23 protein-coding genes are annotated in these 23,046 nt (G+C 70.9%); 8 read left to right on the top strand and 15 right to left on the bottom strand.

All coding sequences use genetic code 11. The features are described 5' to 3' along the window. Window positions 1-31: 31 nt before the first annotated feature. Window positions 32-850: a phosphatase PAP2 family protein gene (locus ACZ48Z_RS31635; protein WP_468739300.1), complete on the top strand. Its 819-nt coding sequence runs from the start codon at window positions 32-34 to the stop codon at window positions 848-850. Further along, window positions 847-1,794, top strand: a complete 948-nt coding sequence (locus ACZ48Z_RS31630) for a DMT family protein (RefSeq protein WP_468739299.1) — start codon at window positions 847-849, stop codon at window positions 1,792-1,794. The genes ACZ48Z_RS31635 and ACZ48Z_RS31630 overlap by 4 nt, the downstream gene beginning before the upstream one ends. 42 nt (window positions 1,795-1,836) lie before the next feature. On the opposite strand, the gene ACZ48Z_RS31625 is transcribed toward ACZ48Z_RS31630, so the two are convergent. From ACZ48Z_RS31625 to ACZ48Z_RS31560, 14 genes are all read right to left on the bottom strand, one after another. Next, window positions 1,837-2,658 (bottom strand): LURP-one-related family protein, encoded by an 822-nt coding sequence (locus tag ACZ48Z_RS31625; protein ID WP_468739298.1) that lies wholly within the window; start codon window positions 2,656-2,658, stop codon window positions 1,837-1,839. Between the two features lie 62 nt (window positions 2,659-2,720). Next, window positions 2,721-4,775, bottom strand: coding sequence for a phosphocholine-specific phospholipase C (locus tag ACZ48Z_RS31620; protein WP_468739297.1), 2,055 nt, complete (start codon window positions 4,773-4,775; stop codon window positions 2,721-2,723). A 166-nt stretch (window positions 4,776-4,941) separates the two neighbouring features. Continuing rightward, entirely contained in the window at window positions 4,942-5,904 is a 963-nt protein-coding gene (locus ACZ48Z_RS31615; RefSeq protein WP_468739296.1) for a sugar phosphate isomerase/epimerase family protein, read from the bottom strand. Then, the gene (locus ACZ48Z_RS31610) at window positions 5,901-6,512 is read right to left on the bottom strand and encodes a nucleoside deaminase (protein ID WP_468739295.1); all 612 of its coding nucleotides are present in this window, start codon (window positions 6,510-6,512) and stop codon (window positions 5,901-5,903) included. Before ACZ48Z_RS31610 ends, ACZ48Z_RS31615 begins: the two co-directional genes overlap by 4 nt. Window positions 6,513-6,534: 22 nt before the next feature. Continuing rightward, window positions 6,535-8,046, bottom strand: coding sequence for a GMC oxidoreductase (locus tag ACZ48Z_RS31605; protein ID WP_468739294.1), 1,512 nt, complete (start codon window positions 8,044-8,046; stop codon window positions 6,535-6,537). A gap of 31 nt (window positions 8,047-8,077) precedes the next feature. Further along, entirely contained in the window at window positions 8,078-9,223 is a 1,146-nt protein-coding gene (locus tag ACZ48Z_RS31600) for an ROK family transcriptional regulator (RefSeq protein WP_468739293.1), read from the bottom strand. Further along, window positions 9,217-10,536, bottom strand: coding sequence for a carboxylesterase family protein (locus tag ACZ48Z_RS31595; protein ID WP_468739329.1), 1,320 nt, complete (start codon window positions 10,534-10,536; stop codon window positions 9,217-9,219). Before ACZ48Z_RS31595 ends, ACZ48Z_RS31600 begins: the two co-directional genes overlap by 7 nt. Window positions 10,537-10,538: 2 nt before the next feature. Then, on the bottom strand, window positions 10,539-11,366 hold the full coding sequence (locus ACZ48Z_RS31590; protein WP_468739292.1) for a carbohydrate ABC transporter permease: 828 nt from the start codon (window positions 11,364-11,366) through the stop codon (window positions 10,539-10,541). Beyond that, window positions 11,363-12,304: a carbohydrate ABC transporter permease gene (locus ACZ48Z_RS31585; protein ID WP_468739291.1), complete on the bottom strand. Its 942-nt coding sequence runs from the start codon at window positions 12,302-12,304 to the stop codon at window positions 11,363-11,365. Before ACZ48Z_RS31585 ends, ACZ48Z_RS31590 begins: the two co-directional genes overlap by 4 nt. Next, entirely contained in the window at window positions 12,304-13,608 is a 1,305-nt protein-coding gene (locus ACZ48Z_RS31580; protein ID WP_468739290.1) for an extracellular solute-binding protein, read from the bottom strand. Before ACZ48Z_RS31580 ends, ACZ48Z_RS31585 begins: the two co-directional genes overlap by 1 nt. Window positions 13,609-13,817: 209 nt before the next feature. Then, window positions 13,818-14,852, bottom strand: coding sequence for a chitinase (locus tag ACZ48Z_RS31575; RefSeq protein ID WP_468739289.1), 1,035 nt, complete (start codon window positions 14,850-14,852; stop codon window positions 13,818-13,820). 303 nt (window positions 14,853-15,155) lie between these two features. Next, window positions 15,156-16,163, bottom strand: coding sequence for a cytochrome c oxidase assembly protein (locus ACZ48Z_RS31570; protein ID WP_468739288.1), 1,008 nt, complete (start codon window positions 16,161-16,163; stop codon window positions 15,156-15,158). Between the two features lie 163 nt (window positions 16,164-16,326). Next, window positions 16,327-16,605, bottom strand: a complete 279-nt coding sequence (locus ACZ48Z_RS31565) for an STAS domain-containing protein (RefSeq protein ID WP_468739287.1) — start codon at window positions 16,603-16,605, stop codon at window positions 16,327-16,329. A 50-nt stretch (window positions 16,606-16,655) separates the two neighbouring features. Next, window positions 16,656-17,144: a GNAT family N-acetyltransferase gene (locus tag ACZ48Z_RS31560; RefSeq protein ID WP_468739286.1), complete on the bottom strand. Its 489-nt coding sequence runs from the start codon at window positions 17,142-17,144 to the stop codon at window positions 16,656-16,658. 185 nt (window positions 17,145-17,329) lie between these two features. On the opposite strand from ACZ48Z_RS31560, the gene ACZ48Z_RS31555 reads away from it, so the two are divergent. Genes ACZ48Z_RS31555 through ACZ48Z_RS31545 form a run of 3 tightly spaced genes read left to right on the top strand, consistent with a single transcriptional unit; the run spans window position 17,330 to window position 19,553 of the window. After that, window positions 17,330-18,403: a Rieske 2Fe-2S domain-containing protein gene (locus ACZ48Z_RS31555; protein ID WP_468739285.1), complete on the top strand. Its 1,074-nt coding sequence runs from the start codon at window positions 17,330-17,332 to the stop codon at window positions 18,401-18,403. Continuing rightward, window positions 18,400-18,618: a hypothetical protein gene (locus ACZ48Z_RS31550; RefSeq protein ID WP_468739284.1), complete on the top strand. Its 219-nt coding sequence runs from the start codon at window positions 18,400-18,402 to the stop codon at window positions 18,616-18,618. The genes ACZ48Z_RS31555 and ACZ48Z_RS31550 overlap by 4 nt, the downstream gene beginning before the upstream one ends. Next, window positions 18,615-19,553, top strand: a complete 939-nt coding sequence (locus ACZ48Z_RS31545; RefSeq protein WP_468739283.1) for a PDR/VanB family oxidoreductase — start codon at window positions 18,615-18,617, stop codon at window positions 19,551-19,553. Before ACZ48Z_RS31550 ends, ACZ48Z_RS31545 begins: the two co-directional genes overlap by 4 nt. Here ACZ48Z_RS31545 and ACZ48Z_RS31540 read toward each other — a convergent pair. Next, window positions 19,468-20,322, bottom strand: coding sequence for an IclR family transcriptional regulator domain-containing protein (locus ACZ48Z_RS31540; RefSeq protein ID WP_468739282.1), 855 nt, complete (start codon window positions 20,320-20,322; stop codon window positions 19,468-19,470). The two genes, ACZ48Z_RS31545 and ACZ48Z_RS31540, sit on opposite strands and share 86 nt — an antisense overlap. Window positions 20,323-20,527: 205 nt before the next feature. Here ACZ48Z_RS31540 and ACZ48Z_RS31535 point away from each other — a divergent pair, with 205 nt between their 5' ends. Genes ACZ48Z_RS31535 through ACZ48Z_RS31525 form a run of 3 tightly spaced genes read left to right on the top strand, consistent with a single transcriptional unit; the run spans window position 20,528 to window position 23,045 of the window. Continuing rightward, the gene (locus ACZ48Z_RS31535) at window positions 20,528-21,499 is read left to right on the top strand and encodes an ABC transporter substrate-binding protein (RefSeq protein ID WP_468739281.1); all 972 of its coding nucleotides are present in this window, start codon (window positions 20,528-20,530) and stop codon (window positions 21,497-21,499) included. Then, the gene (locus tag ACZ48Z_RS31530; RefSeq protein ID WP_468739280.1) at window positions 21,496-22,269 is read left to right on the top strand and encodes an ABC transporter permease; all 774 of its coding nucleotides are present in this window, start codon (window positions 21,496-21,498) and stop codon (window positions 22,267-22,269) included. Before ACZ48Z_RS31535 ends, ACZ48Z_RS31530 begins: the two co-directional genes overlap by 4 nt. Further along, entirely contained in the window at window positions 22,266-23,045 is a 780-nt protein-coding gene (locus ACZ48Z_RS31525; protein ID WP_468739279.1) for an ABC transporter permease, read from the top strand. The genes ACZ48Z_RS31530 and ACZ48Z_RS31525 overlap by 4 nt, the downstream gene beginning before the upstream one ends. The last annotated feature ends 1 nt before the right edge of the window (window position 23,046 follow it).

Below are 23,046 nucleotides of genomic sequence, written 5' to 3'. Positions count from 1 at the left end.
CCTGTACCACCGTCAGCGAAAGGGCCGGGGGATGAATGCCCGCACCGAGCCTTCAGAAGCGGAGACCGACGCGCCAGCGCGGCCGCCGCTCGTCCGTGAGCTCCTGCTCGTCGTAGGACTCTTCCTCGTCTACAAGTTCGGCCGGCAACTGGCCGCCGGCCACACGGCCGAGGCCCTTCGCAACGCCGACCGCGTATGGGACTGGGAACGAACCCTGCACCTGCCCGGAGAGGGATCGGTGCAGTCGCTGCTGCTGCACGGCGACGCCCTCGCGCACCTCGCGAACACCTACTACGCGACCGTCCACTTCCCGGCCACGGTCGCCTTCCTGGTCTGGCTCTACCTGAAGCGCCCCGCGCACTACGTCTGGACCCGCCGCATCCTGGCGACCGTCACCGGCGCCGCCCTGGTGCTGCACCTCGTCTTTCCGCTGGCCCCGCCACGGATGCTCGCGGCGGCCGGCCTGGTCGACACCGCGAAGGTCTACGGCCCCTCCGTGTACGGCCCGCCGCAGACCGACACCCTCTCCAACCAGTTCGCCGCGATGCCCTCGCTGCACTTCGGCTGGGCCCTGATGGTGGCGATCGGCCTGATCGTGGCCACCCGGTCGCGGTGGCGGTGGCTGTGGCTGCTGCACCCGCTGGTGACGCTGGCGGTCATCGTCGGGACGGCGAACCACTACTGGATGGACGCGATCGCTGCGGCGGCCCTGCTCGGCATCGCGCTCGCGGTGATCCGCCCCGCCCGGCTTCCCTCGCCGCACCGGACGGCGACCACGGCGGGCCGGACGCAGGAGAAGCCCGCGCCGGTCGAGAAGAAGAACGACGTCCTGGTCGGAGCGGCCCGATGAACGCCACCCTGCTCGCCGTCGTCCTGTCCCTGTTCTCGTCCGTCGCCTACGCGGCCGCAGCCGTCGCCCAGGAACGTCTCGCCTCCCGCGACCCCGGCTCGGGCGTGCTGCGGATGCTGAGCTCGGGTGCCTGGTGGGGTTCCGTCGGCCTCAACGCCTCGGCCGCGCTGCTGCACGTCGTGGCCCTCAAGTACGGCCCCCTGACCGTGGTGCAGCCGCTCGGCGCACTCACCCTGGTCGCCGCGGTGCCGCTGGGTGCACGGATCGCCGGGCGCCGGGTCGGCGCGGCGGAGTGGCGGGGCACCGCTTACACCCTGGCCGGTCTCGCGGCGATCCTCGTCGTGGCGTCGGGGTCCTCGCCCGGCCAGGTCCTGACCGTGCCCGAGGCTCTGATGGTGGCGGGCGCGACGGCCGCCCTGATCGGTCTGCTGACCCGCCGCGGGGCCCGCCGCCCCGGCCTGCGGCACGCGACGGCGTCCGGCTTCGCCTCGGGCGTGGCCTCCGCTCTGACCCAGACGGTGACGGTGGCGGCGACGGACCGTTCCGACTCGCTTCTGAGCATCCAGGTGATCGGGGTCGCACTGCTGGTCGCGGCCTTCGCGGCAGGCGGCCTCCTGCTGTCCCAGACGGCGTACCGCGACGGCCTGGGTGCCCCGCTCGCCGTGGTGACCCTGGCCAACCCGATGGCCGCCGCGGTGATCGGCCTCTCGCTCCTCCATGAGGGCCTGCGGGGCGGCGCGGCGGGCGTCCTGCTGGCACTGGCGGGTGCGGGCCTGGCGTCCTGGGGAGTGGTCCTGCTGAGCCGGGCCCCCAAGCTCGTGCAGGTGGCCGAGGTGGTCGAGGACGAACACCCGGTGGCCGCCGTACTGGCGCTGGAGCCGTCGTTGCGGGACGTGACGGTGCCCCGGCCCACCGAGCCGGGGCACCTGACCGCGCCTCGTTAGAGGTGCGGGACGGCATCGGTCCGCGGCGACGCGGACCGATGCTCAGCCGAACCCGCGGGCATCCTGCTTGAGGGCCGTGTCCACGGTCAGCGCGGTCGCGACCACCAGGCTGAGCAGCGGCTCGGGCAGCTGGTGGTGGATCTGCAGCACGTAGTTGTCCGCGGTCGTGAACATCGTCTTGGCGAGCCCCTCCCACGTCTTCGTGATGCGGGCGACCTCGTTCTCCGTGTGGTCGACGATCGCGAAGTTCCAGGCCCGCCAGTTCTCCGCCTTGATCGCCCCGACCTGCCGGCCGTTCACGTTCATCGCGAAGTTGATCTTCCCGATCATGTTCTGCTGGACGATCTCACCGACCGGCGAGCCGTCCGGACGCTCCACGATCACCCGCGACTTGAAGATCTTGGCCGGCCGGGTCAGCAGCAGCACCGGCTGCCCGTGGGCGTCACGGATCTCCAGCTTGTGGGTCATGTACTGGTCCAGGCTGGAGACGACGCGCAGGACCTTCTTCAGCGCGCTCTGCCCGACCTGGGTGACGGAGCCGAGCTGGTTGCCGTTCTGGTCCATGACCTTGTACTCGTTGGTCACCTCGATCAGCTTGGCCTTCTGGTTCACCACCAGGACCGGCTCGGTGAACAGGGTGCCGCCGCCCGCACCGCCCGCGGTGACCCCGGCCTGCTGCTGCACCTGTCGCTGCACCTGCGGGTCGGGGCCGGCCGCCTGCTGCGGCATCTGGGGCGCCTGAGCCGCCGCCTGCTGCTTGTCGGTGTGCTGGGTCCACTGTGCCCCGTCCCAGTAACGGAGCGTCTGGGACGCTCCGTGCGGATCGGGGTACCAGCCAGCAGGTGTGTTCGAATGCGTGGTCACCGGGGCACAGTACCCCGGGACCCTCGCGATCCGGCCACCTCGACGGCGGCTCCCCAGCGGCTTTACCCGGTGATTACGGCCGGGTCGCTGACCCCGGGCCGCCCGTTCTCGACATGTCCGGCGAATCGTCGCAGAAACGCCTTGTCGGCTTCCGACGTGACCGTGAGGTCGTACCAGCGACGGCTCCCGGCGAGGTTGACGAGGTGCTTGACGGTGGTGCCGACCCGCACGGTGAAGGTCTTCGCCCGGCCGCCGTAGCCGTTCGTGACGTGCAGACGGACCGTGCCGGAGCCCTTGTTGGTGAAGGTGAGCTCGACGTCGTCGCCGCGGTGGCGAGCGGTGACCTCGGGACCGGCGGTCTTGTTCGACCCCTTGAAGGAGCGCAGGAAGCCGCCCGGGCCGTGGACGGTCAGGTCGTACGACCCCTGCGAGTACGTCGAGTTCCACGTGTCCGACACGGACTTTCCGGCCTCGGTGGTGTAACTCCAGGGCCCGTCGGTGCGGTTGCCGGAGGTCACCAGGAACGCGGCGCCCGCCCTGGCGCCGGAGCCGAAGGTGAGCGTGAACTTCCCGGCCCGGGTGTCGGCCGAACCGTCCACGTGCGGGGCGTACTTGAGGGGCCGGGCGGGGCGCAGTCCGCGCTCCTGCTTCGGCAGCGCACCGACCGCGGGCGGGACCGGCACGTAGTCGGGGTGACGTACGCGGTCCGGAGGCTCGTAGCCGTCGGTGTCGGGCAGGGCGACCGGCTTCACGTCCCTGTGGGAGAAGTCGAAGGCCGAGGTCAGGTCGCCGCACACGGTGCGCCGCCAGGACGAGATGTTGGGCTCGTGGACGCCGAAGCGGGTCTCCAGGAAGCGGATGATCGAGGTGTGGTCGAGCGTCTCGGAGCAGACGTAACCGCCCTTGCTCCAGGGCGAGACGACGAGCATGGGCACCCGCTGGCCGAGGCCGTAGGGGCCGGCCGGGTGGTTGGTGTCGCCCTTGAACAGGTCGGGGGCGGGGTCGACGGTGGACTTGCCCTGAGCCGCCGAGCCGGGCGGGAACGCGGGGACCACGTGGTCGAAGAAGCCGTCGTTCTCGTCGTAGGTGATGAACAGCGCCGTCTTCGCCCACACCTTCGGGTCGGAGGTGAGCGCGTCCAGGACCTGGGAGATGTACCAGGCGCCGTAGTTCGCGGGCCAGTTGGGGTGCTCCGTGAAGGCCTCGGGGGCGACGATCCAGGAGACCTGCGGCAGCTTTCCGGCCTTCACGTCGGCCCTGAGCCGGTCGAAGTAGCCCTCACCCTTGGTGTAGTCGGTGCCGGTGCGGGCCTTGTCGTACAGCGGGTCGCCGGGCTTGGCATCGCGGTACTGGTTGAAGTAGAGCAGCGAGTTGTCGCCGTAGTTGCCGCGGTAGGCGTCCGGGATCCAGCCCCAGGAGCCGTTCGCGTCGAGGCCGTCGCCGACGTCCTGGTAGATCTTCCAGGAGACGCCGGCCTTCTCCAGGCGCTCGGGGTAGGTCGTCCAGCCGTAGCCGACCTCGTCGTTGCCGAGGACCGGGCCGCCGCCCTTGCCGTCGTTGCCGGTGTAGCCCGTCCACATGTAGTAGCGGTTCGGGTCGGTCGAGCCGATGAACGAGCAGTGGTAGGCGTCGCAGATGGTGAAGGAGTCGGCGAGGGCGTAGTGGAAGGGGATGTCCTCACGGTTCAGGTACGCCATGGTCGTGGAGCTCTTGTTCGGAACCCATTTGTCGTACTTACCCCCGTTGAAGGCGGCGTGTCCGTCGTTCCAGCCGTGCGGGAGGTCCTGGATGAACTGCAGTCCCAGGTCGTCGGCGTCGGGGCGGAAGGGCAGGATCTCCTTGCCGTTCGCGTCCGTCTGGTGCCAGACGGACTTGCCGCTCTCCAGTGTCACCGGACGCGGGTCACCGAAGCCGCGGACGCCTCTGAGCGAGCCGAAGTAGTGGTCGAAGGAGCGGTTCTCCTGCATGAGGACGACGACGTGCTCGACGTCCTCGATCGTCCCCGTGCGGTGGTGGGCGGGGAGCGCGGCAGCCCGCTGGATGCTGTTGGACAGCGCGGTGAACGCGGTGGTGGCGCCCGCGACCTGGAGGAATCTGCGCCGGTTGACGTCGGTCATGTGTGAGGGACCTCTCATCCTGCGCATCGATGGCCGGAACGTGACGGAAGGTGCGCGCAGCGAGTTTTCCAAGCCCAACGAACGTCAGGGAAGGGTCCGGTGGCGCTGATGTGAAAGTCGCGGGTACGGGAGATGTTCCGGCCCTCGGCCGGAAGGGCGGTCGCGATCATGTGACGGGTACGGCGGCACGGTCCTGGCCCGCGCCTGCGAGGGCCCTCTTGGCCACCGCCGTTCCCGACCGCAGGGCCGCGACCGGGTCCGCCGCCTCGTCCAGTTCGATGAGGACCGTGTGGGCGCCGGGGGTGCGGGACATCGCCCCGGCCCAGCCGTTCCAGTCGACGATGCCCTTGCCCAACTCTGCCATGTAGGGCTGCTGTTGGGCGTACACCGTGTCGTCGACGGTGAGGTGGGCGGTGATCGGCTCGACCGCGTCCTTCCAGTGGGCCAGGGCGATGCGCGGGGCGTGGCGGCCCGCCAGCGCGACCGGGTCGCCGCCCCCGAGCGCGATGTGGCAGGAGTCGGGGCACAGCCAGACGTAGCGGGGGTCGGTGAGGGCCATGAACAGGTCGACGTCCCGCTCGTACCAGAGCGTGCTGTGGGATTCCGTGTGGAAGGCGAGCTTCACCCCGTGGCGGGAGACCGCCTCGCCGACCACGTGAGCGATGTCGGCCATACGGGCCATGTAGGCGGCGTCGACGAAGAACGGCGGGCGGGTGCCGTACGTCGTGCGCATCGGCAGTCCCGCGACGAGGAGTTCCGCGCCCGCCTCGGCGAGGAAGGCGGCGCGGCGCTCGGCGTCGGCGACGATCGCGGGGAGGTTGTCGCCGTGGCGCCAGTCGGGGGCGTCGCTGTCGGCGATGAAGGCGCTGACGACGGCGAGACCGCGGTCGGCCAGTTCGCGCCGGAAGGAGGCCGCGCTGCCGAAGGCCCGCACGGCCGAGTCGATGTCACCCGGCGCGAACGTCAGCTCGATACCGGTGACTTCGGTCTCGGCAAGGGTGTCCAGCACCCGCTGCCAGAACCGGTCCGGGTGCGCCGCGGCCCATTCGCGCACCGCGGCGGCGGACTCCAGGTCCCAGAACCCCGGGTGGAAGAACGTGATCACGTCCGTCGCGAAGCGCGGATTCACTCGGCTCCCCCGCGCGCGTTGTAGACGACGACCCCGTCCGACTCGTCGACGGCCTTGCGGTACCCGCGGAACACCGCGAGCGCCTCGTCCCGCAGGACATCCCCCACGACCTCGATGCCGCGCGCCTCGAACTGCTCGGCCCAGTCTGCGCCGAGCGGGCCCTCGTCGAACGTGGTGATCTCCTCCAGTTCCGGGCCCTCCCCCGCCACCACCAGGCCGCGCACCCCGGACCACATGGCGGCGCCGTAACACTGCACGCAGGGACGCCAGTTGACGACCAGTTCGTGGGACGGCAGGCCTTCGGCGCCCAGGTCCCAGCTGCCGGTGGCCGTCTGGGCGAGGCCGAGCGCGACGACCTCGGCGTGGGCGCTGGAGACGCCGGTGGACAGGACGACGTTCACCCCGACGGAGACGATCCGGCCGCTCTCGCGCTCGGCGACGAGCGCCGCGAACGGACCGCCGTTGCCCTCCCGCCAGTTGCGGTCGGCGAGGCGGTGCACGAGACGCATCCGGTCCTCGGGGGAGGGCACGACGGCCGGCGCGTCGGCGAGTTCGTCGTCGATCCACGCGGGCAGGGCCACGCGGTATTCCTTCGCGATGTCGATCACTGTTCTGTTCCTCTCGGGTGGTTCACATGCGCGCGGCGACGGCACGGGCAGCCCGTACCGCGGTGACCGCGCCGGTCAGGGTGACGTTGGCGGCCATCGCCGTGGGAACGACTCCGTTGCCCGCCAGATAGAGGTTGTCGAAGCCCCACACCCTTCCGTCCGGGTCGCACACGCTGGTGCCGTCGTCGGTGGCCCCTGCCCGCACCGTGCCGGTGAGATGCAGCGACGACCCGGGCGGCAGCACCGCGCACTCGGTCGCCGGGTCGAAGGGGCCGAACTCCGCGGCGAGGAGCATGACTTCGTCCCGTGCTCGGCGGATCAGCGCACGGTCGGCGTCGGAGTAGGCGAACTCGACCTGGATGCGGGGCATTCCGGCGAGGTCCTGCTCGCCCGCCGAGAACACGAGCCGGTTCTCCGGGCGGGACTCCACGGGGACGTACAGCGACAGCCCCACGGAGTGCGCGAGCGGGCTGCCGTTCTCGTCTACGTAGGTGCGGTTCATGATCTGGCCGTGGAAGGGCTGCGCGGGTCCGTTCTGCGGCAGCCAGAGGGAGTCGGTGCTGAACTCGCCGGGGCGCGGCAGCGGCAGGTCGTCGAGGGCGAGGCCGAACCGGTCGACGTCGAGGAGGACGCGGGCGGTGACGAAGGCGTGCTCGTTGAGCCGGCGGCCGAGGGCATCGGGGCGGATGCCGGAGGCGAACAGGAGTTGCGGGGTGCGCAGCGCGTCGGCGCACACCACCACGGCGTCGGCACGGACTTCGTGGTCGGTGCCGTCGACGACGCGGCGCAGCCGGGCGCCGGCGATGCGGCCGTCACCGGCCCGGATCAGGGACGTCACGAGCGTGCCGGTCAGCAGGGTGAACGCGGGGTCCCCGCCGGTCGCGATCGCGGGGAAGATCGTCCCGGGCGCGGTGCGGGGCATGGGGCCCGCGGGGGTGGGGGTGACGGCCATGGGCATGGGCTGCGGGGCCCGGTCGGGGGGTCCGAGGGCGCCGTAGCGTCGGCTGAGGGCGTCGAGGACGAGTGCGCCGACCTTGGTCGGGCCGATCGGGGCGGGGGTGACGGCGAGCAGTGCGCGCGCGGTGTCGAGATCGGCCGTCCAGCGGTCCGGGTCACCGAAGTCGAACACCTCGTCCCCGGCCGGCCACGGGGTGGCGGCCGTCCAGTGCACGCCCATGCCGCCCGCGTTCCAGGCGAGCGCGGCGTGTGGCATCGCCTCGGCGTCCTGGCCGAAGGCGAGCGCGTGGAACATGCCGGGCGTCAGGTCGGTGAGCCGGTCGGCGACCTCGCGGACGACCTCGGCTCCGGTGTACATGCCCTGGATTCCGGTGGCGACCTTTTCGTTGTAGCGGGACCACAGGCCGGGGTCGTCGAGGTCGTGCAGATGCAGGCCGGGGGCGCTGCCGATCGCGGTGCCGCCCTCGACCATGGTGATGCGCAGGCCGGGGTCGCCGTCGCGCAGCAGCCGGGCCACGAGGGATCCCATGATGCCGCTGCCCACGACGAGGACGTCGGTGCGGGGGTCGTGCGTCAAGTGAGGCTCCATCAGGAGGGGTTGTGGGGGGTCATGTGCTCGGCACGAGCGGGCCGAACAGCTCGGTGTCCATGTGGTCCAGCACGAGCTTCACCGCGCCGATGAGCGGGCCTTCATGGCCGAGCGCGGTCGCGCGGAGTTCGACCGCCGGGGTGCGGGCGTGCCGCAGCGCGGCCCTGACCCGGGGCAGCAGGACGTCGGCCGCGTCCTCCAGCCCGCCGCCGAGGACGATGAGGGACGGGGCGACCGTCCAGGACAGGGTGGTGAGGATCGATGCGATGTTCTCCACGAACTCGTCGACCTCGGCGAGCGCATCGCGGTCCCCCGCTCTCGCCGCGTCGAACCGGGCGCGCGCGAGGGCGCGTTGGGCGGGCAGCGGTGAGGTGAGTGCGGCGACGGGCCGGTCCTCGACCGAGCCGGCCGGCATCGACGGCGCCTCGACGATCTCGCCCGCGGCACCGTCGAGACCGCGGTGCACGGCGCCTCGGATGAGGATGCCGAGGCCGGTACGGTTGCCGAGCATCGCCCATACGACGTTGTCGTGGTCGCCCGCCACTCCTCGCCAACGCTCCGCCAGCGCACCGAGGTTGGTGTCGTTGTCGGCGAACCAGGGCACCGGGACGCGCCGCGCGAACTCCTCGGGCAGACGCACGCCCTCCCAGCGCGTGGTGTGCACCAGGCGCCGTACGACTCCCTCGTCGTCGATGGCACCGCCCGCGGCGATCGCCCCGGCGCGCAGCCGGTCCACCGAGCCACCGGCGTCGTCGAGGGCCCGGAGCACCAGTTCGGCCGCGTCGTCGAGCGTGGTCCGCGGGTCCTGGTAGGCGCGCAGCGGCCGGTGCGCCCGGCCGAGGATGTGTCCGCGCACATCGGCGACGACCGCGCTGACGTCGACGGTGGTGATGCGTACGGCGGCCAACAGGGCGTGTTCGGCGCGCAGTTCGTAGCGGCGGGCGGGTCGTCCCGCTGAGCCGCTGACCGGCATCCGGTCCAGTTCCGCGACCCAGCCCGCCTCGACCAGGAAGTCCAGGACGCTCTCGACGGTGCGACGGGACAGGCCCGTCTGCGCGGCGAGTTCGGTCAGCTTCCTCGGTCCCGCGGACACCGCCAACGCCCGCAGGACCACCGAGGTGTTGACGCGTCGTACGGCGCTCTGGTTCATGCCCGACATCAGCATGCCGTCCCCTCCGTCCCGGTCACGGGGTCGTACACGCCCCGGGTGTCGGCCGCGAGGGGCGCGCCGGGGCGGCCGTACTCGCGGGCCGGGTCGCCGAGCGCCCCGGTCGCCCTCTCCCAGGCCGGTGTCCCGCCGCGGACGAAGGCGACGAGGTCGGTGTGCATCCGCGCGGCCAGCTCCGCGGGCGGGCGGGGTCCGAGTGCCTCGGTGACGCCGGGTGCGTCCAGCAGGTCGAAGAAGAAGGGCAGGTCGACGCAGTGCACGGCACCGCCGAGGGTCGGCGAGGGCCATTCGAAGGAGTACAGCCAGGTGCCGGCGGGGGCCGTACGCCTGGCGGTCGCGGCGCGGGGGCAGGCGGAGCGGAACAGGGTGTCCGTGACCCGGATGCCTCGCGCGCGGTCCTCCGGCGGACCCGCCCCGTCGAACTCGTCGCCGGTGGCACCGAGGAGGAGCGGCACGTCGTGTCCATGGGCGGTGAGGCCCTCCGCGACCGGTACCGGCAGGAGGTCGTCGCCGACGACCGGGCCGAGGACCGGCGTTTCGGTGCGGCGCAGGTCGAGGACGGCCCGTTGGAGCTGTTCCGGTGTACGGCGGGAGAATCCGGCGCGCGTCGCCGGGACCCCGAGGGTGTGCCCGAGCCCGGCGAGGAAGTCGTCCGGCGGGTCGATGTCGAAGAACCCGCCGGACAGGCTCACCGCGCGGTGGAAGCGGCCCCGGCCGGCCGGCGACGAGAGCAGGGCGAGCACCGCCGCTCCCCCGGCCGACTGACCGGCGACGGTGACCCGGTCCGGGTCGCCCCCGAAGGCGGCGATGTTCTCCTGGACCCAGTCGAGCGCGAGCAGCAGGTCACGCAGCCCGAGGTTCGGCGGGACGCCGTCCAGTGCGGAGAATCCGTCGACGCCCAGCCGGTAGCCGGCGGTGACGGTGACGACGCCGTCGCGGGCGAAGGCCCGGCCGTCGTACCAGGGGCTCGCGGGACTCCCGGCCAGGAACCCGCCCCCGTGGATCCACACCAGTACCGGACAGGGCTCCGTGTGCGCCGCGGGTGCCGTGACGGACAGGTTCAGCACGTCGTCGCCCGGCACCGAGGGCTCGGGGATCGTGGTCACGGCGGACAGCGGCACGCGCTGCGAGGTGGCGCCGTGCCGGGAGGCGTCGAAGGGCTCCGCGAAGCGTCCGCGCGCAACCGGCGCGGCGAACCGCCGTGGACCGATGGGCGCTTCGGCGTACGGGATGCCCAAGTACCGTCGCACGTGCGCTTCTTGACGCCCCACGACGGTACCGGCGGGGGTGTCCAGGATCGACTCCGTCATGGTCATCGCATGCCCGTCCCCGCGATGCCCTGCACGAAGTACCGCTGCAGGAAGAGGAACAGCACGAGCACCGGCAGCATCACCACGATCGCTCCGGCGAGCATGAGGCCGTAGTCGGTGACATGGGCCGCCGCCTGGCTGGTGGCGGCGAGGCCCACCGGCAGGGTGTAGGTCGACATGCTCTGGGCGACGATCAGCGGCCAGATGAAGTTGTTCCACGAGGCGAGGAACGACATGATCGTGATCGTGGCGACGGCGGGACCGGCCAACGGCAGGAAGATCCGGAAGAAGATCCGGAACTCGCCCGCCCCGTCGATGCGGGCCGCCTCCAGGAGTTCGTCGGGGACCGACAGCGCGTACTGGCGCATGATGAAGACGGACATCGGCAGCGCCGCGCTGGGCAGGGCGATCCCGGTGAGGGTGTCCGCGAGCCCCGCGTCGACGGTGATCACGAACTGCGGCACGAACACCGCGGTGAAGGGCACCATCAGTGCGGCCATGACCGCGCCGAACGCGAGCTTCCTGCCCGCGAAGTCGAGCTTGGCGAGCGCGTAGCCTGCGGCCGAGGCCGCCACGATGTTGCCGGCCACCACGATCACCGCGACCACGACGCTGTTGGCCATGAACCGGCCGAAGCCCTGGGTCTCGAACAGCCGCGTGAAGTTGTCGAAGGTCAGGTGGTGCGGCAGCCAGGCGCCGGGGTCGGAACGGATCTCGTCGAGGCCGCGCAGCGAGCCGCTCAGCACCCAGAGGAAGGGGAGCAGGGTCAGCAGCGCGCAGAGGACCAACGCGGCGTACAGAAAAGAGCGTTTGGACAGGTGAGTGGTCATGTGCGGGACCTCAGCAGCCGGAACTGGACGGCGCTGACCACGGTCACGAGGACGAGCGTCACGAAGGACGCTGCCGAGGACATCCCGAACTCGCCCGCCCCGAACTGACGGTAGGTGTACAGCGCGACCGACTCGGTGGAGCCCAACGGGCCGCCGCCGGTGAGCAGATAGGGCTCGTCGAAGACCTGGAGGTAGAAGACGGTCAGCAGGACGGAGACCATGAGGGTGGTCGGCAGCAGCAACGGCAGGGTGATGTGCCGGAGTTGGCGCCAGCGGCCGGCTCCGTCCAGGGCGGCCGCCTCGTACACGTCCTGCGGGACGGCCTGGAGACCGGCGAGGAACAGCACCATCGCGGTCCCGAAGTTGCGCCAGACGCCCAGCAGGACGACCACGGGCATGGCCAGGTGCGGGTCGTCCAGCCAGTTCGGTCCGGCGAGGCCCAGACCGCCGAGCACCTTGTTGACGGTGCCGTCGGCGTTGAAGGCGTACCGCCAGATCAGGGCGACGGCCACGACGTTGGTGACGACGGGTGCGAAGAAGACGGTCCGGAAGGTACCGCGCAGCCGCCGGATCCCGGAGTTCAGCGCCAGGGCCAGCGCGAACCCGGTGCCCATGGTCAGCGGCACCCCGACGGCCACGAACAGGCCGGTGTTCAGGAGGTCCTGCCGGAAGCTCTCGTCCTGGAACAGCCGTACGTAGTTCTCGACGCCGGTGAAGTCGACCGCGAACGGGGTGCGCAGGTCCGCGCCCCGGATGTCGGTGAGGCTCAGGCCGAGGGCGGCGACGGTGGGGACGGCCGTGTAGAGCAGGAAGACGACGGCGAAGGGCGCCAGGAACAGCCAGGCGACCGCGGTACGGCGGGCGCGGGACGCCCTGCGCACCACCGTCCTCGGAACGGCCTTGGTCTTCTCGGCCGCCGAAACGAGCGTCGTGCTCATCACTTCGTCCCGGTGCCGACGCTCTCGGCGTACGCCTGGATGTTCGCGGCCGCCTTCGCCGCGGTCTCCTTGCCCTTGGCGACGGCCTCCATCTCCTTGCCCAGCCGGGTCGCGACCTGCTGCCACGTGCTCACCTGCGGGAAGGCCCGGGTGTTCTTGAGCTGGGTGAAGAACGCGTCCAGGAGCGGCTGGCTCTTGATCGCCGGGTCGTCCCAGGCGGAGATGACGGCCGGCAGCGAGCTGTACGCCTTGTACTGCGCGACCTGGGCGCTGGGCTGGGCCAGATACCGGACGAGCTTCCAGGCGGCGTCCGCGTTGCCGCTGTCGGCGAGGACGCCCCAGGTGCCGCCCGCGGAGAAGGAGACGCTGCCGGCCGCTCCGGCGGGGAGCGGGGCGGTGGCGACGTGGGAGGACGTCCAGCCCTTCTTCTTGGCGGCAGTGTCGAGCTGGCCGACGACCCACGGTCCGGTGATCATGCTCGCCGTCTTCCCGGAGACGAAGTACGGCTGTGCGTCGAGGAAGGTGGGCCCGCTGGTGTCGGCGGTCCCGGCGGTGAAGAAGGCCGCGTTGTACTTGAGGGCGTCGGCCATCTCGGGGGTGTTCAGGTTCCACTTGCCGGCAGGGGTGACGAGGGAGCCGCCGGCCTGCCAGGCGTACATGGCGACGTCCTGGCCGTTGAAGATGTCCCACCCGATGTCGGCTCCGAGCGCGTGGGCCGCGCCGGCGCCCTGGAGTGCCTTGAGGAACGGCTCCATGCCGGCCCAGGTGGTGGGCGCCTCGACACCCGCCTTCTTGGCCAGATCCGATCGGTAGACGAGCGCGTAGGTGTACGCGTACCAGGGCACCGTGTACGCCACGTCGCCCACGACTCCGGCGTCCCAGAGGCTCTTGAAGAAGCTGCCCGGTTCGACCAGGCCGTCCGGCACGGGCAGCAGGGTCGACGGGTCGAGGAACTGCGCCTGCGACTCGGGGAAGAACTGGGCGACGTCCGGTCCCTTGCCCGCTGCGATCGCCGCCTGGAGCTTGGTGTAGTACTCGGCGTTCGGTATCAGCGTGGTCTTGACGACCAGGTCGGGATTGGCGGCCTTGAAGGGCTTGACGACGGTGCCGAGGACGTCGGCGTCGCCCTGGGCGGCCCAGACGTTCACGGTGCCGGTGGCCGGGGACGCGTCGACCTTCTTGGCGCCGGCCGCGGGGACCGCGTCGGTGTCGCTGCGGCCGCAGCCGGCCAGCGGGAGGGCGGCGGCGCCGAGCGCCAGACCGGCGGTCAGCCGCAGGGCGGTGCGGCGGGAGAGAGAGGACACGGGAGACTCCTGTCACACGGGGTGCCTCACGGAGCGGAGGTCAGTGACGTGATGTGCCCCCGACGCTATGAACCGCGTGTTTCGGCCACGTGGCGGTCCCGGCCCTCGTTAATTTCGGAACTTGTAGCGAAATCGCCGCGACGAGGGCCCGGGGCGCATGACGCGCACCGGGCCCTCGTCGCGGCACTCGGGCGTGCCGCCTGTCCGTGCTACCGGTGGCCGCCGCTCGTGAACGGCTCGAAGGCGTGGCTGAACGCCCAGGTGTCCTGCGCGATGCCGGAGCACGAGTCGGAGCCGCCGGTGCCCGGGCAGCCGCCGTTGTCGCGCTGGAGCGCCCAGAACGAGAGCGTGTTGATCTTCCTGGCCTCGGCCCACTTCTCCACCGCGAGAGCGTCCTCGGTGGTGAAGGTCTCCTCGGGGCCGTAGTCGTCGATGCCGGGCATCTCGATGACGCCGATCATGCTCCACAGCTTCGCGGAGCTCTTCTTCGGGAACAGCGCGGCCAGTTGGCCGTGCAGTCCCGTCGCGGCCGTCTTGGTGTCGGCTGCCATGTCGTGGGCGGCGCCGTCGTAGTAGTCGAACGTCATGAGGTTGACGACGTCCAGGCGGGCGCCGTTGTCGACGGCGTTCTTCAGCACGGCGAGGCCGTTGGCCTCCAGACCGTGCGTGGAGGTCGGCAGGGTGTAGGAGAACTGCACGGTGCGACCGGTGCGGTCGGCCCAGCGCTGGACCTTGGCGATCGCCTTGTTGCGGCGGTCGATCCCGGCGGCGTTGTCGATCGAGTCGCCCTCGACGTCGAGGTCGATGCGGGTGATGCCGTACGTCCTGACGAGGCTCTTGTACACCTCGGCGATGGCGTCGACGCTGGTGCAGCTGTCCGCCAGTTCGGTGCCGGTGGTGTCCGCGGACCAGCCGCCGAAGGACGGGATGACGTTACCGCCGCGGGCCTGGATGGCGGCGATGTCGCGCCCGAAGGTGGCCTTGGAGATCGGCTGACCGCTCTCGCCGTTCCAGTAGGCGGTGCAGGAACCCGCGGTGGCCGTCTGGAGGAAGGCCATGGTGAGGTACTTGTTGCCCGAGGCGGCGGCGAGCGCGGCCGGGCTCTCGCCGGTCCAGGTCTCGACGTAGGGGGCCGCCACCTGGGCGGGCAGTGGCTTGCCGAAGGCGGAGGGCACGGGCGAGGTCGGCGCCGCGAGCGCGCTCCCTCCCCCGATTCCGACGAGCCCGGCGGACAGAGCGCTCACGCTCAGACAGGACAGCAACGCACGAAGGTGACCAGGTCGTCTCACTGACGCTCCCATGGGGAAAGGGCATGCGGGGACAGCGGAAGGACAGAACCGCTGGGGACGAACGGTGACCATAATTGGACTAGACCAAATAACTGTCAAGGTTCTTTACAATTAGGTTGCCTGATGCTGGACATGGCCGAGAAGCGCCCATAAAGGCGCCGGCCGGGCGTGGGCCCAGCCGCCTTCCCGGCGGGTGTGTGATCCTGTCAGTGGGCGCGGGTGCAGCCGGCCGCGTCGCCGTGATGAGGCCGCAGCCCGTCAGCGGTCCTTGTTCTGGCGGCGGATCGTGGCGGCCACGTCGTTCTGCTCGGTCTCCCACCAGGGGCGTACACGGTCGGGAGTGGGTGTCGCGGATTCGGGGCCCGGTGAGGCGGCGAGTTCCGCGTCCAGTCGGCGGTCGAGGGCGATGGTCTGGACGCGTTCGGCGCGCGCCCACTGGAACAGGAGCGCCAACAGGAAGGGCAGGGCGACCAGTTCGGCGATGCCGAGCATCGCGCCGCCGCCGACCTGCTGGTCGTGGTGGACGTCCGGCGACCAGGACGGGGCGTGGTGCAGATACCAGGCACCCGCGATCAGGGTTCCGTGCGTCATGACGACGATCCCGGGCACCGCGTCGACGATGCCGTCGAGGAAGACCAGCGCCGCCCGCACCGGATGCGTGCACCAGGACGGCAGCGTCTCCTCCCTGGTGAGCACCGGTACGACGACCAGGCAGCCGGCCGCCAGCAGGTGCAGGTACATCAGCTCGTGCAGCCAGCCCACCCGCAGCGCCGTGGCGAAGTACGGCGTGAAGTACACCGTCAGCTCGGTGGCCAGCACCAGCGCGGTGCTGACCAGGGGAAAGGTCAGCGCCCGTACGACCCGCCCGGTCATGACCCGCCGTACGCGACCGGCGGCACCCTCCGGCAGCGCCTCGACGGCCAGCCTCAGTGGGTCACCGAGCGCCAGGCCCAACGGCACCACCAGGTCGAGCAGGACGTTCTGCACGGCGGCCGGCCAGAACAGCACGTGGTCGTAGACGGCGAGCCCGGACATCGTCGCCACGACCAGCCCGCCGAGCCCGAGAAGTGCGAAGGCGGCGGTCCGGGCGGGCGACCAGGAGGTCCCGCGCCGACGGAGTCTCCGCACGCCCCAGCCGTAGAGCGCGCCCAGGGCGAGGGCCAGCAGGAGCGCAGGGACGTCCAGTCGCCACGAGGACAGCAGCCGGCCCGCGGTCAGCTCCGCGAGCTGTCCGGCCGCCAGATCGGTCACCGCGTACCCGGCCATCCGGCTCTCCTCCCCCGCCCCGCTCAGGAACGAGTCGGCTCAGTCGCACAGCCGGACGGTATGCCCCGCCGCCCGCGCGCCGGGCGGCGGGGTGTCCCTGTCGAGGGGGCCACCAGGCCGGGCAGACCCGCTCCGCGCTCACCACAGCCCAGCTGTGCCCCTGTCAGTCGTCGAGCAGGGTCGCCGTGGGTGTGTCGGGGAGCAGCTGGGCGAACTCCAGGGCGGGGTTGATTTCGGCGGCCAGGAGCAGCAGCCGCAGCGGCTGGGGCGCGAGGTTGGTCACCGTCGTCTTGCGGGGCGGGCCCTGTGGCGATGGCTGTTCGAAAAGCAGGTGGAGGCCCGCGACATCCATGAAGCGGGCGTCATGCAGGTCCCGGACCAGCTCGGTCACATGCGGCGGCAGCCCGGCAGCGGAGGCCGCCCGATGACGTTCCCCGGACATCGCCGCCGCACTGTGACCTGTACGGCCTCCGCGCCGGCCGGCGCACCGCGTCATCCGGAAGAGATGCGGAACTCGAATTCGGGACGGTCCCACGGCACGGCGGGCGGGTTCGCGAACGCGGTCCCGGTCCGCACCGCACCGACGCGGTGGTAGAAGTCCTCGGCGGGAACGTGCGACACGACCCTGAGACGGTCGATGCCTGCGGCACGGGCCTCGGACTGCATGTGCCCGATGAGCAGCCGTCCGATTCCCCGTCCCTGCACGTCGTCGGCGACGAACAGCAGGTCGAGCTCCGGTGGGTCGAGGACGAGCGAGTAGAACCCGAGGATTCGGCCCCCGTGCTCGTCCGTGCCGACGGCCACGAAGGCGCGGTGGGCCTCGATGTAGTCAGGGCCGACCCGGTAGTCCGCGACTGCGGCTGCGTACTTGCCTTCGTAGGCGCCTGAGCCACGGACGAGCCGCGTGAGCCGCCTGGCATCCCGCGCGACAGCCCTCCGTATCGTGACCGGCTGACGGATCGGGGACCTGCGAGAACTCATCGGGAGAGTATGCCGCAGCACGGAAGACCGTCGCGCGGCGGGTTCGCCGCCCGCGGGGAAAGACGAGGGCGCCGCTCTCACCAGGAGCTTTCCAAGCACTCTTCCGTGACGCGGAAGCCGTATTGCGCCCCCGCGCATCCCTTCCCGACGATGTCGCCACGACCCAACGACGGGAGCCGAACGCCATGCCGCACACGACCGCCTTCGCCAGGAACCAGTGGTACGTCGCCGCCTACAGCCACGAGGTCGGGCGCGAGGAGTTGCTCGGCCGGACGGTCCTCGGTGAGCCCCTCGTCTTCTACCGCAGCGAGGAGGACGGGACGCCCGTCGCGCTCGCCGACCGCTGTGTGCACCGCCGGTTCCCGCTGCACGAGAAGCCCAGCCGGCTCGACGGCGACCGGATCGTGTGCGGGTACCACGGATTCACCTACGACAAGTCGGGCACCTGTGTGTACGTGCCGGGCCAGAAGCGCGTACCGCGTACCGCGCGGGTCGCCTCCTACCCCGTCGCCGAGCTGGACTCCCTGATCTGGGTGTGGATCGGCGACCCGGCACTCGCCGACGCCGACACCATCCCGCGGGCCAGGCACCTCGACTCCCCCGGCTGGGTCACCGTCCGCGGCATGGAGCCGATCGACGCCGACTACGGGCTGCTGGTCGACAACCTCCTCGACCTGTCCCACGAGACCTATCTGCACGGCGGCTACATCGGCACCCCCGAGGTCGCCGAGACGCCGATCACCACGGAGGTCGACGAGGGCGCGGGCATCGTCCGGGTGAGCCGGCACATGGACGACGCCGCGTGCCCGCCGTTCTACGCGAAGTCCACCGGCATCGAGGGCCGGATCACGCGCTGGCAGGACATCGAGTACCACGCCCCCTGCCTGTATCTGCTGCACAGCCGCATCGCCCCGGTGGGTGTGCTGCCCGAGGCGGACGGCAGCGACCCGAACGGTTTCCACACCGAGATCACGTACGCCATCACGCCGTCCGCCGACGGCAAGGTGTACGACTTCTGGATGGTCTCGCGCGACTGGGCGACCGAGGACGCCGAGGTCACGGAGTTCCTGCGGGGCAACAACCACACAGTCGTCATGCAGGACGTCGACGCGCTCAACCTGCTGCAGAGGACGCTGGGCACCGAGCGCACCGGCTACCAGGAACTGAGCATCAACATCGACACCGGTGGCCTCGCCGCCCGCCGTATCCTCGCCCGTCTCGTCGAGGAGGGCGACAAGCCCGTGGAGAAGGTCCTGTGACTGCCGGAGCCACGGGGGAGATCTACCGCATCGACTGGCTGCCGGGCACCGACACCCTGCACGGCACCTGTCACTGCGGACGCGAGCACACCTCGCAGGACCCGATCGAGATGTGGGAGTGGATGCTCGCGCACCCGACCGGACACTCCCCGCAGGAGAAGGCGTCGCGGGGACACGAGCCGCCCTCACCCGAGCCTCGAGGAAACCGCTCATGAGTGACGCCTACGAAGCCGAACTCGTCGTCGCCCGCCGGGACTCGGCCGCCGACGGCGTGCTCGCCCTCACCCTGCGCCACCCGCTGGGCGAACAGCTCCCGGAGTGGGAGCCCGGCGCCCACATCGACGTGCTGCTCGGCCCCGGGCTGGAGCGCCAGTACTCGCTGTGCGGCGACCCGGCCGACCGTACGGGATGGCGGATCGCCGTCCTGCGCGAGCCGGCCGGGCGCGGTGGATCCGCCCATGTGCACGAGCAGGTGCAGCCGGGCGACAAGGTGCGGGTGCGCGGTCCGCGCAACCACTTCGCCCTGCGCTCCGCGCCGCGCTACCGGTTCATCGCGGGCGGCATCGGCATCACGCCGATCCTGCCGATGCTCGCGGCTGCGGAGGCCGAGGGTGCGGAGTGGAGCCTGCTGTACGGCGGCAGGACGCGTGACTCCATGGCGTTCACCGAGGAGTTGAGCCGCTACGGCGACCGCGTCACCGTCGCCCCGCAGGACGAGACCGGTCTGCTGGACCTCGCCTCGGTGCTGGGCGACGTACCCGAGGGCACGCTCGTCTACTGCTGCGGTCCCGGTGCGCTCCTCGACGCGGTGGAGGCGCGCTGCCCGGCCGGACTGCTGCACGTGGAGCGGTTCGCACCGAAGGAACAACCGGTGGGCGACGACACGGAGTTCGAGGTCGAGCTGGCGCAGAGCGGGAAGAGCCTGACCGTCCCCGCGGATGTCTCCGTGCTGGACGCCGTGCGCGCCTCGGGTGTGGAGGTGCTGTTCTCCTGCACCGAGGGGACCTGCGGCACCTGTGAGACCGACGTCCTCGAAGGCACCCCGGACCACCGGGACTCGGTGCTCACCGACGAGGAGCGGGAGGCCGGGGAGACGATGATGATCTGCGTGTCCCGGTGCCGGGGGAAGAAGCTCGTACTGGACCTGTAGCGATCCGCAGGTCGGCCTCGATCCCGGCCACCGTCGCCAGCAGTGCCGGCAACAGATCCCGCCGCACCGCCGCCAGGGTCGTACGGCCCGCCTGGACGGGGATGTTGACCGCCGCCACCACCTCGCCGCCCCGGCCCCGCACCGGGGCGGCGACCGAGCGCAGCCCCTCCTCCAGTTCCTGGTCGACGAGGGCGTACCCCTGCCGCCGTACCCGCTCCAGTTCCGTCCGCAGCAGGTCGGCGGAGACGATCGTGCGTGCGGTGACGGGGCGCAACTCGACGCGGGCCAGCCGGACTTCGAGGTCCTCGGCGGGCAGGTGGGCCAGGATCGCCCGGCCCACCGAGGTGATGTGGGCCGGGAAGCGCGTCCCGACGGTGATCGCCGCGGTCATGATCCGGTGTGCGGGCACCCTGGCCACGTACACGATCTCGTCGCCGTCGAGCACGCACAGGGACGTCGACTCCCTGGTGTCGTGGCCGAGTTGCTCCAGATGCGGTTCGGCGATCTGGGCCAGCGAGAAACTCGACAGGTAGGCGTAGCCGAGCTCCAGCACGCGCGGGGTGAGCCGGTGGGTACGGCCGTCGGCGCGGACGTATCCGAGGTCGGCCAGGGTCAGCAGGAAGCGGCGGGCCGCGGCCCGGGTCAGTCCGCAGGCGCGGGCGACCTCACTGAGGGTCAGTTCCGGGTGGTCGGCGTCGAAGGCGCGGATGACGGCGAGACCGCGTTCCAGGGACCGGACGAAGTGCGGGGCGCGGTCGGCTTGGGACATCGTCGCCTCCGGAGGGACGCGAAAGGTGCGCTCGACGTGCGGGTCGGGCGCACAAATCGGCAACTGTCAACAATATTGTTAGCCAAAGGCATTGACCTTGCCTCGTGAGACCAATACCTTTCGCGCTGAGCACCACTGTGCGGTCTGCGCACAGCCTGTCGTAAGCACAGCCTGTCGGAACAACCAAGTCTGCACAGGAGGAGCCATGCGTCGTCTGCTCGCCGCCCTCGCGTCCGGAGCATTCCTGGTCACCGTGTCGGCCTGTGGCTCGTCCGGCGATTCGGGAGCCCCGGACGGGGGATCGTCGTCCGGCGGGACCACCACCGTCAAGCTCGGTCTCATTCCGATCGTCGATGTCGCGCCGGTCTATCTGGGTCAGAAGAAGGGCTTCTACAGCAAGCACGGGCTGAAGCTGCAGATCTCCAACGCGTCGGGCGGTGCCGCGATCGTGCCCGGGGTCGCCAGCGGGCAGTTCCAGTTCGGATTCTCCAACGTCACCTCCCTCCTCCTCGCCCAGTCGTCGGGGGTGCCGATCAAGGCGGTCTCCAACGGCATCGCCTCAACCGGCTCAGCGGGCAAGGACTTTGCGGCGATCGCGGTGAAGAAGGGCAGCCCGGTCAAGTCCGCGAAGGACCTGGAGGGCAAGAAGGTCGCCATCAACACCCTGAAGAACATCAACGAGTCCGCCGTGCGCGAGTCGGTCCGCAAGGACGGCGGCGATCCGGACAAGGTGAAGTTCGTGGAGCTGGCCTTCGACCAGATGCCCGCAGCACTCGACAGCGGCCAGGTCGACGCGGCGTGCGCGGTCGAGCCCGCGCTCGCCACGATCAAGAGCCAGGGCGGCCAGGTGATCGCCTCTCCCCTGGTGGACGTGGCGAGGGACACCACGGTCGCCATGTACTTCACGTCCACGAAGTACCAGCAGCAGAACGCCGACGTGGTGAAGAAGTTCCAGGAGGCCACCGCCGAGTCCCTCGCCTACGCCGGCTCCCACCCCGACGAGGCGCGCCAGATCATCACGACGTACACCAAGATCCCGGCGTCGGTGCTGGAGCAGGTGATCCTCCCGAAGTGGCCGGCCGAGCCGAACAGGGCCTCGATCGAGGCGCTGGCGAAGCTGGGCGAGGAGGACGGGTTCTTCAAGAAGACCCCCGACGTCGACGCACTCCTTCCATGAGGTTCGAGAACGCGGCGCTGGGCGCCGCCGGTCTCGCGGCCTTCCTCGCGCTGGGCGAGGTGGTGCCGCGCATCGGCCTGGTCAAGGAGGAGTACTTCCCGCCGACCAGCAGGATCGCGACCGCCTTCGCGGACGAACTCTCCGACGGCGCCTTCTGGACGGCACTCGGCGACACCCTCACCGGCTGGGCCCTGGGCCTGGCCATCGCCGCCTCCGCGGGCGTCGTCATCGGGGTGATCGTGTCGGTCGTGCCGTACCTGCGCGAGGCGACGGCCTCGACGATCGAGTTCCTGCGCCCGATCCCCTCCGTCGCCCTCATCCCGCTGGCGGTACTGCTGTACGGCAGCGAACTGCGCTCGGTGCTGCTGCTCGTCGTGTACGCCAGCTTCTGGCAGGTCCTCATCCAGACGCTCTACGGCGTCCAGGACGTCGACCCCGTCGCCGACGAGACGGCACGGTCGTACGGGCTCGGCACCTGGGCGCGGATCCGGCACGTGCTGTGGCCGACCGCGCTGCCGTATGTGTTCACCGGCGTCCGGCTCGCCGCGGCCGTCGCGCTGATCCTCGCCATCACCGGTGAACTCGTCATCGGGGCACCGGGGTTGGGCGCGCGGATCGCGGTCGCGCAGAACTCGCAGGCGGTGCCGGAGATGTACGCGCTGATCGTGGTGACCGGCCTGCTGGGGCTGCTCATCAACGTCGGCGCGCGTACCGTGGAGCGACGGGCGCTGGCCTGGCACCAGTCGGTGCGCGGGGAGGTGGCGGTGTGAAGCGCTTCGCACTCCGGTCGGTCTTCGTGCTCGCGCTGCCCGCGCTGCTGGTCGCGACCTGGTGGCTGGCGTCCGCCGGCAGCACCGACGTGTTCTGGCCGCCGCTGAGCACGATCGTCCGGACCTTCCCGGACGTGTGGACCGGTGAGCGGCTGCGCCACGACGTCCTGCCGAGCATCTGGCGGCTGACGGCCGGGTACGCGCTGGCCGCCGTCGTCGGCGTGGCGGTCGGCACCGTCATCGGCACCTACCGGCGGGTGCGGGCGGTGTGCGAGCCGGTCCTGGAGTTCCTGCGGGCGGTCCCGCCGCCGGTGCTGATACCGGTCATCATGCTGTTCGCGGGCATCGGCGACACCATGAAGGTCACGGTGATCGCGAGCGGCTGCGTGTGGCCGATCCTGCTCAACACGGTCGAAGGTGTGCGCGCGGTCGATCCGGTGATGCTGGAGACGGCCCGCTCCTACGGCATCACCGGCCCGTCGCGCATGCGTCATCTGGTGATGCGTTCGGCGAGCCCGCAGATCTTCGCGGGCCTGCGCCAGGCGCTGTCCATCGGCATCATCCTGATGGTCATCAGCGAGATGTCCGCGGCCAGCAGCGGCATCGGCTTCACCGTCGTCCAGTTCCAACGCAGTTTCGCCGTCCCCGACATGTGGACCGGGATCATCGTCCTCGGCCTGCTCGGCTATTTGCTCTCCGTCGTCTTCCAGCTGGTCGAGCGGCGGGCACTCGCCTGGTACCACGGCCTGCGCGCCTCGGCCCGGCGGTCCCCGTGAG

This window comes from Streptomyces sp. NPDC031225, assembly GCF_055570355.1.
Note: the sequence above shows the minus strand (reverse complement) of the source record. Positions and strands in the feature narration are given on the sequence as shown.